We start from the raw sequence: 13,106 nt of genomic DNA on the forward strand, positions 1-13,106 counted from the left end.
CGTTTCAATCGTCGAGCAGACCTGTGCGCTCTGATTCCTCGATTACTCAAAGCCGTGATGCAGGCTAAACCTTGTCCAAGAGGGGTATTTCAAGCCTTAATTGAGCAAGAGACATAATCAGGTTAATTTAAGTATCAAAGCCGGTGAAGTGATTGGCATTGTTGGGCGTTCTGGCTCTGGCAAAAGCACGCTGACTAAACTCTTGCAAAGGCTATATGTGCCAGAACGTGGCCGAGTACTGATTGATGGTATTGATTTAGGATTGGCCGATCCGGCATGGCTACGTCGCCAGATTGGCGTGGTCTTACAAGAGAATCTGCTATTTAACCGCAGCATTCGCGACAATATCGCTTTGGTTGATCCAGGAATGGGTATGGATAGGGTAATTCATGCCGCTAAGCTTGCCGGAGCGCACGATTTTATCGTGGAGCTGCCAGAGGGCTACGATACCGTAGTTGGTGAGCATGGCAGTGGCTTATCTGGCGGGCAAAAACAACGCGTTGCCATTGCCCGTGCTTTAGTTAGCAATCCACGAATATTGATTTTTGATGAAGCGACCAGTGCGCTGGATTATGAATCTGAACGGATTATCCAAAACAATATGAAAGCGATTTGCCAAGGGCGCACGGTGCTGATTATTGCCCATCGTTTATCGTCGGTGAGGGATGCGCATCGGATTGTGGCAATGGACAGGGGGCAGATTGTAGAGGAAGGGCCTCATCAAGAGCTTGTGAAAAAACCGGATGGTTATTACGCTCGTTTGCATGCGATGCAGGCAGGGTGAGTGTTGTTGGTTTGAAAACTGTGATGTTTATGATTTCTTAATTGAAATGGTGATCGATGATAAATAGGAGTGGGTTGGGATACATTGATAATTGTTTTGCTGTAAAAAGATTGAAAGGTTTTTATTGTAAGATCCGATATGCCGCTGTGTTGAATGAGTTTGTTAGTATTGGGGGTTTCGTGATTTTAGGGTTAAAAATGAGAAATCGTTATTTGCGGTATTGCTCTTATATTTTTGTATATCTATGTTTGATTTTGTCTGCATGCGGGGGTGGTGGTGATTCGCCTTCATCCAGCATGCCAGCCCCTCCACCTACTTCTGTTGTCGCTGGCTTGCCTCGGCCTAGCGCTGTATATATTTCCGAGATTTCATCCAGTGATGCTGATGGTTCGGGGGTATGGATTGAACTTTATAATAGCAGCAATGCTAATGTTTCTTTGAATGGTTTTAGTGTACGCGTTTCCGGTTTAGACGATTCGCTTGTTCAATATAATTTACCTCGAGATTTGCAGATTAAAGCAGGTGGGTATTTGTTGCTTGCGGAAAAAGGTAATTATGCGCAGCCCAATACTGATCAAATTACATATCTTGATCATTTCTCTAATTTGGCTTTATTAGGTAGCAATGGTGTTCTTGAGTTGCTCAAGGAAGGCGTGACGCAGGATTTTGTTCGCTTCGGAAGTAGTAAGGCGATCCCTCAAAGCGCTGGGCTTGGGCCAGGAGATAATATTATTGTTAAGCCTTCTTACGGGCAGTATTTAGTCAGGCAGGAAGGCCATTGGGCGCTGGTTTCTTTTGCTACCCCTGGTGGCCCTAATGATGTGCTTGCTAATGCTACGGATAATGATAAAGACGGTATTCCAGATAGCGCTGAAGTTGAAGGCGGCAGATTTGGCGGGATTGATTACTATGCGATGGGGGCAAGAGCCAATCAGCCGGATATTTTTATTCAAATGGATCATATGAAATCTAATGATCCAGGAATACTGCCTGTTAAAGATGCGCTACAAAAAGTAGTTGATGTGTTTAAAGCTCGCAATATTTCGGTACATTTTGATTCGGGCAGTTTATATAGTAATGAATTTAGCCTCGCTAACTTTAGTTTGGGTGGTGGGCGGACAAGTAGAAATAATGAAGTGGCTTATCATGCATGCGTGGGTGTCAGCCAGATAAGTGATGGAATTAGTTGTGCTTCAGTTTATACGTATAAAGATCAAAATATGGATATTCGGCGTAAGTATATTTTTCATTATCTTTTGATGGCTAATTCACAAAATATAAATGGGAGAATAAGCTCGTCTGGAAATGCGGAAAAGATAGGGAATGATTTTATTGTTACCTTAGGTGATTGGGGTTTGACGACTCATAGCGATAATGAAAAAAACAAATTAATTAATTTCCAAGCAGCAACAATAATGCATGAGCTAGGCCATAATTTAGGGTTGGATCATGGCGGGAATGATTCATTGAATTATAAGCCTAATTATTATAGTGTGATGAATTACCTTTATCAATTAATGGGTTTGGGAAGTGATCCAAAAACCACGTCTGCAGTTGAGCGATATTTCTTGGCGAAAAATACCAATGGCTTCGATTGGAATTCTTTATGTAAATTAGAGGCTGGCCCGTGCAGCAGAGATTTTAAAATGGATTATTCTGATGGTTCTGGAGCAAAGTTGGATGAAAATAATTTGAGCGAATCGGCCATGATAGGCCGAGGTTCATACGGGGCTTTTGCCGATTGGAATGTAGATCAGCAATTAAATCGAAGTAGCTATGTTTTAGATTTAAATGACGATGGTAGCAAAACGGTTTTATATGATTACAATGACTGGGCTAATCTGACTTTAGCTTTTGCGCGTGTTACCAGTGGTAATAGCGGGGCATCGATGAAAGGGAGTATTAACGTGGTTGCAGTAAATCCGATATTGAACGATAAACAGCGGTGGTCAGTAGAAAAAACACCATCAGTAAGCTTTATGTCGGCGGTGCGTCATGCGCGCTAGCTGGATTTGGGCCCTGCTCTGCGTGGCAGGGCTTGCTCAGGCTCAGGGGGCGGCGTTGCAGATCAGTGGCGCGAGTACGATGAAGCCGCTCTCGGGTGAGGTGCAATCGGCAAGGCTGGAAGCAGGGGCTGCATACTTTACGCTAGCAGAAGGCGAGGCGGTGGTGTCGCGCTGGCCACTAGCTTGGCGTGCCTTGCCCAAAGGCACGCTGCTGCTAACCGAGCGTGCGCCACATCCTGCTGGGCCGGTGAGCCGTCTACGTTTGCTAAAGGGTGATGAGCCTTGGTTAGAGCTGATTGCAGGGGGCTATGCAGGAACCACGGTGCAAGATGGTTGGCGTTTGGGCTTTAAAGATGGCAAGGCGCTTTTGGTGCAAAACGATGAAAGCCAGCCTTTTTTAAATAAAATGCGTCTCAAAGATCAGTCTGGCGCTAACTGGTGCTTACGTCTTTTAGCCATTCACGATGCACCTAAAGCCGCATCAGGCATGGCGCAAGAAGCACAAATCAAAGCAGATTGGCTGCGCTATTTACCCCGCAAGAGGCGCTGTTAAGTAGGTGTTTAATGCATAATGTTTTTACTAAGAGATATAAAGCGCCAATGCCCAGTCTTTGAGCGCACCTTAAAATAATTGCATAATATTTTTAGTTTGTTTTATGCGATATAATTAATCTGTACCAAGGCTATTATTGATTAATATGCATAATCAATAATAGCCTTTTATTCTAAATGTATATGACAAAATAATAGCATGGATAATTGCATGTATTAATATTGTGATTATTTTGCAACAAATAGAATAAACAATGTTTTTGTAAAAATTACCAATTCATTGCGCATAAACCAATTGCATATAGTTACCAAAATCCCACATAAATTACCATTCAATTAAATTGCTTGTCATTTTAATTGGGCTATCTTGCCGTTTGTCAGAATATTAATGCCGTTTATATAAATCAATACCTAAATACCGACAGTAGAACGATGTAAGGTATGACTGCATGATTGCCTTGGTTTATTGAAAGAGGCCTTTATGCAGCATGTCCGTGGTTTTACCCTGATTGAAGTCATGATTACCGTAGCAATTATTGGGATTTTGGCGAGTATAGCCGTGCCCAGCTATCAAGATTATGTCACTCGCAGCAGGCTGCTTGAGCCACAAAGTAAGCTGAGCGAGCGCCGTGTGCAGCTTGAGCAATTCTTTATGAATAACCGTACTTATCTTGGCTTTCCATGTAAACAAGATGCGGTGGGCTCAGAAAGTTTTAATCTTGATTGCAGTAATTTACAAGCCAATCAATACACCCTTACTGCTAAGGGTATAGGGAAAATGAATGGCTTTACCCTGAGCTACGATGACTTGGGCATCAAGGCCACGCCTGCCGCACCCAGCGGCTGGGCAACCAGCAGTAGCTGCTGGATCAGCAAAAAGTCAGGCTGCTGATGATGCTTAATAAGTCATATCAAAATAAGCCATATCAAGCGCAGGGCTTCACGCTGATTGAGCTGATGATTACGCTCCTGATTTTTGGCATCCTGATTGCGCTGGCAGGGGTTTCATTCCAAGGCTGGATAAAAGGCACCGAGCTGCGCACCTATGCAGAGTCATTTCAAAGTGCTGTGCAGCAAGCCAGATCCGAAGCGATTAAACGTAATGGCTATGTTGAGCTGCTGCTTACCAATGATCCGGTAGGGGCCAACAATCGCCAAGCCAATGCGGTGACACAAAGCAGCAACGGTAGCGCTTGGTTGATTCGGGCCTGCCCAGATTGCGTCAATATCAATACGGAGCCCGCTAATAACAACCCTCGCTATCCTTATATTGAAGGGAAAAACGTGGCTGAAGGCAATTCGGCGCGCTTTAATCTGCAAGCCGATCAAACGCTGCTTCGCTTTGATGCCTTAGGGCGGGCGCATTCACCGCTCACCCTGATTGTGGCGGATACCGCCCAAAGGGCAGTGCTGGCTGATTGCAATAGCAGCCCTGCCGGTAACAGCATCGTAAGAAATCCTGCTCGTATTTGCCTGCGTGTTGATGAGGGCGGCAATGCTCGCCTGTGCATGCCAGATGCACCTAAAAGCAATCCTGCTACCTGTGTAAGGAGTTGAGCGATGGTTAGCTCTAATCAGCAACGCGGCTCCATGCTGCTTGAGTGCCTAATCGGCATCAGTATTTTTTCCTTTGGTGTATTGGCCTTAATGGCTTTACAAGGCAATGCAATGCGCCATGCCAGTAGCAGTAGTACTCGTACTACCGCCACTCAGTTGATTCAGCGCTTGGATGGTGAGATGCGGGTCAATATGGATAATCTGGATGATTTTCAAATGACCAGCTGCAGCGGGGCCAAAGCAGGGCCAGCGGCATTATGGGCAGAGGCCGTGCAGGCTAGCCTTAGTGGTGCGCAGTGTAAGGTAGAAATTCAGGCCAATAGCGCAGGCAGTACCCCTTGCTCTAGACGAGCAACCATCTCAATTGCATGGCCTGTGGCACGCGGGGCCAATACGGGGGTTAAGGAAGGCGAGCTTGCTGGATCAAACCAAGCAATCAGTATTGCCGACATTAAAACCATCAGTGAAAGCAATAATCCATATGAAACAACCCACTTACTGTGTGGTGGCTAAGATGCAGCGCGAATCTGGTTTTGGTCTGATTGAAATGATGGTTGCTATGGTGATTGCTTTACTTGCCTCGGTGGCTATTTATCAAACATTTAATAGCAGTGAGGGATTTCGCCGCTCTACATTAGGCAATGGTAATGCCCAAAGCAGTGGTGGGATTGCCGTTATTCAAATCCAAAAAGATTTAGAGCGGGCAGGTTATGGCATTAGTGTAAATAAGGCTCTTAATTGCAATGTGGTATCAATTAATACCCAATTCAATAATTTTCCACTTGTGCCAGTGCTGATCGATAGTGGTGCACGTTCAGATCGCTTGACTATTTTATATAGCAATTCTAATGCGGGAGGGATGCCAGCTTTATTTGGTGAGGCAACCAATCATAGTTATGGTGATGATCAGTTTGCCAATATATTACTGGCTGGGCAATATAAAACCAATGATTTGGTGGTGGTATGGCCGGATTCAGGCTCTGGCGCTGCGGTAAATTGCCCCTTGTTTCAAGTGACTTGCACCAATGGCAATTGCCCTGCTGGCAATCAGCCGGTTTCTACCAAGGACTTTGCCTTGGGGCATAGTGATAATGCATGGAATAGCCGAAATCAAAATGCGCCATTTCCAGAAACCTTGCCTTTAAGCACTACGCGCTTAATGAATTTTGGCTCTATGGTACGCAGAAGCTATTGCGTCTATCAATCTGGCAATCCCAATGCATGTAATGGGGCAACTGATTTGAGTGATGGCAGCCTTATTAGCCAAGATGCCTTAGACGGGAAATCTGCCCTAGATGGGAAATGGAAAACCACCACGGAAAACATTATTCAACTGAAAGCACAATATGGCTTAGATACAAGACCTAGTGCCGATCATATTGCAAATACTGTGCAAAAGTGGACCAATACAACGCCAACGGACAATAAAACATGGAAGCAGCTTATTGCCATTCGTTATGCCGTGTTAGTGCGCTCGGCTTATGCAGAAAAACCTGATCGCACTGGGCAGTGTAATGCCTCGAAAGATGGGCAAAAATTTAAATGGTCAGGAGGGGCTTTTGTTCAGCCCGAGAACACCCAAGGTAGCAATACAGATTGGAAATGCTATCGCTATAGCGTGCATGAAACCGTGGTGCCACTGCGTAATCAATTGATATTAAATCAGCCTGATTTAATTAAATAAGCAAAAAAAGACGCTTAGTTGCGCAGATTGCTAGAGCACAGCAGGCTTAAATATATTTTTTATAGCTTTAAAGGTGTAGTGCATAAGGCTATGAGTAGATATAGCTTGGCATACTCAATGCATAGTTAGTAATTGTATGTTTGTTCAATATTATTTATGCAATACAACTTAATATAAATAGCGAGTAGATATGCCGATTTCATCAAATATTAAACAAGGCTCAGTTTTAAAACAAACGGGTTTGGTTTTGCTTATTGCTTTAATTGTACTGGTTGTTATGACTCTAGGATCGATTGCCTTGGTGCGCTCAATGATAGCTAGCAATCAATTAGCCAATAATTTAGCCCTACGCCAAGGAACCACGGCAGCGGCCGATGTGGCGCTGGAAAAAGCAAGATATTGGCTAGTGGCAGCGTCAATACGTGAGCCGCGTACTTTAGATCAGCAATCCAGAGCTAATGGTTATAGCCCAATAAATGTTGATACCCCTGTTGAGGGGAATAATTGGGCCGATGGCGTGGCGTGGGTGTGGGCAAATCCAAATGCTGGTAATACGGCACTGGCTCAAAATACTGAAATAGCTAAAACCAGTAATGCTAATGGCTATAGCGTAGCCTATTTTATTCAGAGAAATTGCAAAACAGCAGGCCGTAAAACCCCAAATGACAGTACTTGTGATTTGCAAAAAATGTCACCTGGCGCGCAAGAAAATAAGTCTATTTACCAGATGACTTATCAGATTACGGTAAGGGTGCAAGGCCCTAAAGATACCGTGAGTTTTTATCAGAGCACCTTGTATTAATGCTGGCGCGTAGAGAAATATGAATGGTCATGGTTGGGGGCAGAGTGAATACACTCTAATTATTAAGTAATAAATACTGGGGTTGGCTTCCCTTGCAGCAAACTAAAAAATCATCTGTGATTTTTATCGCTAGCCATTATTGCGCCCTATTGCGTTTGTTTTATACCCCGCTTAGTTTTTACGGAGAAAGTGATGAAAAAAATTGCCTTTTGTATTTTGGGCTTGAGTGTAAATGCACTTGCCGCTCAGACCGCAGATCAACCTTTATCCACATTAAGTATCGGGGATGTTAAGCCTAATGTTATGTTTGTAATTGATGATTCAGGCTCTATGGCATGGAGTTTTATGCCTGATTCGACCAGCTCCAATAAAAATAAACCTAGTTATAGAAATGCACAATGTAATACCGTTTATTACAACCCTAGTACGGTTTATGCGGCGCCCGTCAACGCAAATGGTAACTCCATGCCAAACGCATCGTTTAATAATGCTTGGTATGATGGCTTTGATACGGGGCGCAGAGGCGGCCCATCAAATAAAAATACATATAATTTAGCAAATCAGTTTTTTGCCTATGATAGTGTGGGTGGAAATGGCGGCAATGATTCATTGCAGGCTGCTTATTATTATAATTTTAGAAATGGTGATGCTGCAAAAAATGATTGCGATAGGGCCTCATATAATCAATTGTGGGAAAAAAAATTAATTAGCCCCGCAGAACAACAGAATTTTGCAAATTGGTTTAGTTATTACCGCACCCGTATGCTAATGATGAAATCTAGCGTGGGTATTGCATTTGCCCCAGTTGGTGATCGCTACCGTGTGGGTTATTCATCTATTAATAAGCTTTTAAAGTCAAATTATGACCGCAATAGTTTTTTAAATATCAATACCTATGACAATACTCAAAAAAATAACTGGTACAGCTTACTTTATGCCACTCCACCTGTAGGTGGCACGCCATTAAAAAAAGCGCTCAATACCATCGGCCAGATTTATTCAGGGAAAATGCCTTCCTCAAGTGTGACGGATCCTATGCAATACACTTGCCAGCAGAACTTTACGATTCTGACTACGGATGGTTATTGGAATAGATCGGGGGATGAGGTCAATGTTGGGGATACGGATGCAGGCGCAGATATCCCACTACCGATGAGAGATCCTAACCGGCAGGCTAATACCCTAGCCGACGTGGCAATGCATTATTTTAAAAATGACATCCGCCCGAGCATGGAGAACAACACGCCAGGCGTAGAGGCTTTTGCTGGCGGGGCTAAGGGCCGCCAAGTGATGCGCACCTATACATTGGGGCTGGGCGTGGATGGTAAATTAAATCGCAAGGATTACCCTGATCCCTTGTCTGGCTATGTACCTTGGCCCGTGGTGGTGGGCGATACAGAAAGCACGATTGATGATTTGTGGCATGCAGCAGTTAATGGCGGCGGGCAGTTCTTTAGTGCTAAAGACCCGAGTGCTGTTGCCGCAGGGCTATCGAGTGCGCTAAGCGATATCGAAGCAAAGACGGCCTCGGTGGGGTCGGCAGATGTATCTAGCTCTTTTATGAGCGCCACTGACCGCTCTATTTATTACAGCTCTTTTAAAACCGTGGTTTGGTCGGGCAATGTGGTGGCCAATACTTTAAATCTACAAACGGGGCAGCCAGACCCAATACCACTGTGGTCTGCACAAGATGTACTGGGGGCAATGAATCCAGACAATAGAAAGATTTACACCTGCAGTGCTACAGCATGCAATCGCTTTACCGATTTCAAAACCAGCAATAGTGCACTGAATAGTGCTTTAAGCAATGGTGTAGCAAGGCTGAATACTAATAATGGCTTAAGCAGTGATCAGCAAAAAAATAACACCACTGGGGCATTAATTAATTACCTGCGGGGTGATCAAAGTAATGAATTTAAACCCGTCGTACTAAACCCTAGCTCCTTGTATCGAATCCGAAGCGGGCGTTTGGGTGCCATTGTGCATGGTGGGGTGAGCTTTGTTAAAAAGCCGAATAAATCGTATACCGATGCTGGTTATGTGAACTATGTGCGCAGCAATACCAACCGGCTAGGCATGGTTTACGCTCCTGCTAATGATGGCATGCTGCATGCTTTTAGGGCCGATACGGGGGCTGAAGAATGGGCATTTATTCCGCCTAGTGTTGTGCCTAATTTATGGCAGCAGGCCGACCGTAGCTATACCCGTGATTTTAAATATTCGGTGGATGGGGCGCCCACCATTGCGGATATTAAAGTGGGCAGTAATTGGAAAACCGTGCTAATTGGGGGCTTAAGAGGCGGTGGTGGTGAGTTTTATGCGCTCGATATTACTAACCCTAAGTCACCCCAGCCTTTGTGGAGCTTTCATGAGCCTCGACTAGGACAAACTTACGGATTCCCAGTGGTAGGTAAGGTCAACGGGCAGTGGAAAGTGCTGCTTAGTAGTGGCTACGATAATAGTGATGGCAAGGGTTATGTGTTTGTGTTGAATGCAGGCACCGGGGCGCTGGAGCAAACGCTATCAACTTCTTGCGTCAATAGTGGCACCACAGCAGGTGGGCGCTGTGGCATCGCTAAAATTGGCGTGCTGATGCAGAGTCAAAATGTGGACGATAGTATTTTGATGGCTTATGCAGGCGATTTGGCCGGTAATCTTTGGCGCTTTAAACTGGGCGATGGCAGCAGCCAAGCGATTAAAGTAGCCCAAACGGGCACAGATGCACTACGCCAGCCAATCACGACGGCACCTGTGATTGTGCCTCACGATGTAAACAGCGCTACGCCCATGCATTACCTGACGTTTGGCACAGGGCGTTATTTAAATCAGGCCGATATGGTAAGCAGCGATACCCAAACGTTTTATGGGCTGATTGTGAATCCTGCAAGCACCATTATGGATAATAGCTTTGCGGCCCTGCGGACTTCATCGGCTTTAAGCCCGCTGGTCTTAGAAAAAACCTGCGATAAAACCATTAAAGATAATCTGGGTGGCAGCGTAGGGATGATAGACACGGTGGACACTGGCAATTTATCGGATAAATGCAGCTCAACTGCCGATTACGACACCATCACTTTAAAACGGGCGGCTAATCAAGTGCCAGCAGGAGATTTACAATCTTGCAAGCAACAGCTTAAAGGCTGGCGGGCCGATATGATGTTTACAAAAGAGCGGCTTAGTAATGATCCCGTTGTTCTGGCAGACACAGCGCGCTTTTCTACCAGCATCCCTGGTGGTGACGCGTGTACGGCAGGCGGTGTGGGGCGGCAATATACCTTGCCTTTAAATATCAGCAAAGACTGGCTGTGCTCTAACCCATCAACAGATCAGTATTTTACCGTTGGCAAAAACCAAAATAGCCAAATGCTTGAAGATCCAAAACAAGTGCCTACGATCGTTACGCCAACCGACGATAGCATGCTCGTTAATCCTGATGGCTCTTTAAACACTGGGCCAGCTTTACTTAACCCCCAGCTCAAAGGCCGCCGCAGCTCTTGGACTGAACTCGTACGCTAAATAAAAACACCACTGCATGAGAATTGCAGTGGTGTTTTTTTATGTGCAGGCGCTTTTTTAAGTGTTAAATAAAATAATTCAATACCCCGTCTAACCCCACCTGATTAATGCAATACGGCGCTTCACGTTGTACCAGTGGTTTAGCGTGGCAGGCTACGCCAAAGCCTGCAGCTTTGAGCATGGGTAAATCATTGGCCCCATCGCCCATGGCAACCACTTGATCGCTGCGCAATCCTAACTCTTCTCGGTATTTGATTAGCTCGGCTTGTTTGCGCTCTGCATCCACAATATCGCCGAGCACTTTGCCTGTGAGCTTGCCGTTTTCAATTTCTAAAACATTGGCAATAGTGCGGGATAGGCCCAGCCTGCTTTGTAGTTTTTCGGTAAAAAAGCTAAAGCCGCCGGAAATAAGTAGCGTTTTAGCGCCCGCCGCATGAAAGCCTTTGAGCATGGCCTCTGCGCCGGGCATAAGCTTTAATCTTTCGGTATAAACCCGCTCTAAAGCGCTCTCATCTAAGCCTGCCAGCAATGCCACACGGCGGCTGAGGCTTTCTTTAAATTCGATTTCACCGCGCATGGCGCTGGCGGTAATTTCAGAAACTTGGCTCTTTATGCCCTGCATATCGGCAATCTCATCGATACACTCGATAGTGATCAGCGTGGAATCCATATCCATCACCACAAGGCCAATATCCCGCACGCTGGTGTCTTCGGGGATAAAAGCAAAATCAAGCTGATTGGATTCGCAAAAATCCGCTACAGCTTCTTCATTGCTGATATCTGCACCCTGTAAACGAAACGCTTGCTGGTGAATGGCCTCGATGCTATGCGCACCAGATAGGCGAGCGAGTTGTTTCAGATTTTGGGTGGAGATTTCTGGCGCTTGGATAACAAGACGAAACATAGGAGATTCTCTGCAGGCATTTAGCGAGGGGCTTGATTGTAACCTTGCTTGGGCAATGCAGCAAAAAGAGGCTTTATTCTTGTAATATTTTTAAAGCGGCTAGATTAACGGACACGCACGATGTCTTGCCAAATACCTTGGCTAAGTTTGGGTTTGCGTGTTTGGTAGGCAGAAGAAAAAGCGAGGAATAAATTGCGGACTAAAAAGGGCGGGGTTAATTCTTATATGGTTTTTGCATATTCTGGCTGTGCTTTTAGGCTAAGGATACTTTGGTGCTTGGCAGAAACTTAAACCCGTACCATTTTTTAAGGTGCTGGAATAGGCGTCTTCCTTATCAAAGCAAAGCTTGACGCTTTCTTTGGCTGCAGAGGGAGAGGTGAAACAGCTCAGAAGAAAGAGGCGTTTTATGGTGCAGGCTCACTAACTCGCTTTCCTTAGCATAGTGCGCCTCTTCTTCTTGGCTAGATTTTGCGCTTATTTAGCCGCTTATGCGCCGCAGCACTTTTTAAACTTTTTGCCGCTGCCACAGCTGCAAGGATCATTGCGGCCAATTTTAGGCTGGGTATGCACCACGGTTTCTACCTTGCCAAATTGTTTATTCAGCCACCAGTGCAGCACGTCTTCAATCAGCCATGGCAGCTCGTCAATCAGCGTGTCACGGGCTTTAATGCTGAGTACTTGTTCTTCATCATCAGGATGATGGCCTAGCTCTAAGGTCAGAATCTTGGCGACAACTTCGTAAAGGTCTTCGTTTTCATCCAGCGTGTCTTGCCAGAGGTCTTCACGCAGCAAAATACCGGCTCTAAAGCCCGATGCCCAGTAAGCGCCAAGGGTTTCACGCCATTTTTCATCGATGCCTTCATCTTGCAGCACGATAGGTACATACATCGGCTCTTCGGTTTCTTTATTTCTAGCTTTCAGTGAAAACGCGGCTTGAATGGCGGCGTGGTGACGTTGAATCAGACCGATGATCTCGTCTTTTTCTTCCGCGTCTTTAAATTCTGGCGCTTGGCCTTCAAAAATATGCGGCAACCATTCATCTTCAGGCGCTTGTTCTGGGCTGATGGCGAGGGCAACAAAGAAGCCATCAAGCATCTCCAGATCCATCGTCTCTGCGCCAGTGGCTTCAGACATTAAAAACGCATCTAGGCGTTCAAGTTCGGCTTGCTTTAGTGCGGACATGCTGTATTTCCAATTCAATTAAAAAAGTTGCTTGCTTTAAAACCCAAATCTTAAAACACGGAGGGCACAGAGAACACGGAGTCTCACGGAGAAAACCAAACGTAGAGGGCTAATGCGGA

The 13,106-nt window shown here is 45.3% G+C and carries 10 protein-coding genes and 1 pseudogene; 9 read left to right on the forward strand and 2 right to left on the reverse strand.

Annotated features, from left to right (window positions below; genetic code table 11):
* Positions 1-121 precede the first annotated feature (121 nt).
* From R6242_RS20505 to R6242_RS20545, 9 genes and pseudogenes are all read left to right on the forward strand, one after another.
* Positions 122-784, forward strand: a pseudogene (locus R6242_RS20505) (ATP-binding cassette domain-containing protein); the annotation flags it as partial.
* 74 nt (positions 785-858) lie between these two features.
* Positions 859-2,790: a lamin tail domain-containing protein gene (locus R6242_RS20510; protein ID WP_318430474.1), complete on the forward strand. Its 1,932-nt coding sequence runs from the start codon at positions 859-861 to the stop codon at positions 2,788-2,790.
* Positions 2,780-3,343, forward strand: a complete 564-nt coding sequence (locus R6242_RS20515) for a hypothetical protein (protein WP_318430476.1) — start codon at positions 2,780-2,782, stop codon at positions 3,341-3,343. Before R6242_RS20510 ends, R6242_RS20515 begins: the two co-directional genes overlap by 11 nt.
* A 480-nt stretch (positions 3,344-3,823) precedes the next feature.
* A complete protein-coding gene (locus R6242_RS20520; protein ID WP_318430478.1) occupies positions 3,824-4,234 on the forward strand; it encodes a type IV pilin protein in 411 nt (136 codons plus the stop codon).
* Entirely contained in the window at positions 4,234-4,899 is a 666-nt protein-coding gene (locus R6242_RS20525; protein ID WP_318430481.1) for a GspH/FimT family pseudopilin, read from the forward strand. Before R6242_RS20520 ends, R6242_RS20525 begins: the two co-directional genes overlap by 1 nt.
* Before the next feature lie 3 nt (positions 4,900-4,902).
* Complete coding sequence (locus tag R6242_RS20530) at positions 4,903-5,412, forward strand: hypothetical protein (protein WP_318430483.1); 510 nt, start codon at positions 4,903-4,905, stop codon at positions 5,410-5,412.
* Positions 5,381-6,583: a PilW family protein gene (locus tag R6242_RS20535; protein ID WP_318430485.1), complete on the forward strand. Its 1,203-nt coding sequence runs from the start codon at positions 5,381-5,383 to the stop codon at positions 6,581-6,583. Before R6242_RS20530 ends, R6242_RS20535 begins: the two co-directional genes overlap by 32 nt.
* A gap of 190 nt (positions 6,584-6,773) precedes the next feature.
* Complete coding sequence (locus R6242_RS20540; protein WP_318430487.1) at positions 6,774-7,385, forward strand: hypothetical protein; 612 nt, start codon at positions 6,774-6,776, stop codon at positions 7,383-7,385.
* A gap of 192 nt (positions 7,386-7,577) precedes the next feature.
* Positions 7,578-10,901, forward strand: a complete 3,324-nt coding sequence (locus R6242_RS20545) for a pilus assembly protein (RefSeq protein WP_318430489.1) — start codon at positions 7,578-7,580, stop codon at positions 10,899-10,901.
* 64 nt (positions 10,902-10,965) lie between these two features.
* On the opposite strand, the gene serB is transcribed toward R6242_RS20545, so the two are convergent.
* Both serB and R6242_RS20555 read right to left on the reverse strand, forming a co-directional pair.
* Positions 10,966-11,805, reverse strand: coding sequence for a phosphoserine phosphatase SerB (gene serB / locus R6242_RS20550; protein WP_318430491.1), 840 nt, complete (start codon positions 11,803-11,805; stop codon positions 10,966-10,968).
* Between the two features lie 486 nt (positions 11,806-12,291).
* Positions 12,292-12,987, reverse strand: a complete 696-nt coding sequence (locus R6242_RS20555) for a UPF0149 family protein (protein ID WP_318430493.1) — start codon at positions 12,985-12,987, stop codon at positions 12,292-12,294.
* Between the last annotated feature and the right edge of the window lie 119 nt (positions 12,988-13,106).

Origin of the sequence: Iodobacter sp. CM08 (assembly GCF_033446605.1) — a bacterium.
In the GTDB taxonomy this organism is placed as follows: domain Bacteria; phylum Pseudomonadota; class Gammaproteobacteria; order Burkholderiales; family Chitinibacteraceae; genus Iodobacter.

What these genes read in the sequence shown, in the direction of transcription:
- R6242_RS20515 (WP_318430476.1), top strand. Translation starts at nt 2,780, where the DNA reads ATGCGCGCTAGCTGGATTTGGGCCCTGCTCTGCGTGGCAGGGCTTGCT.
- R6242_RS20520 (WP_318430478.1), top strand. Translation starts at nt 3,824, where the DNA reads ATGCAGCATGTCCGTGGTTTTACCCTGATTGAAGTCATGATTACCGTA.
- R6242_RS20525 (WP_318430481.1), top strand. Translation starts at nt 4,234, where the DNA reads ATGATGCTTAATAAGTCATATCAAAATAAGCCATATCAAGCGCAGGGC.
- R6242_RS20530 (WP_318430483.1), top strand. Translation starts at nt 4,903, where the DNA reads ATGGTTAGCTCTAATCAGCAACGCGGCTCCATGCTGCTTGAGTGCCTA.
- R6242_RS20535 (WP_318430485.1), top strand. Translation starts at nt 5,381, where the DNA reads ATGAAACAACCCACTTACTGTGTGGTGGCTAAGATGCAGCGCGAATCT.
- R6242_RS20540 (WP_318430487.1), top strand. Translation starts at nt 6,774, where the DNA reads ATGCCGATTTCATCAAATATTAAACAAGGCTCAGTTTTAAAACAAACG.
- R6242_RS20545 (WP_318430489.1), top strand. Translation starts at nt 7,578, where the DNA reads ATGAAAAAAATTGCCTTTTGTATTTTGGGCTTGAGTGTAAATGCACTT.
- serB (WP_318430491.1), bottom strand. Translation starts at nt 11,805, where the DNA reads ATGTTTCGTCTTGTTATCCAAGCGCCAGAAATCTCCACCCAAAATCTG.
- R6242_RS20555 (WP_318430493.1), bottom strand. Translation starts at nt 12,987, where the DNA reads ATGTCCGCACTAAAGCAAGCCGAACTTGAACGCCTAGATGCGTTTTTA.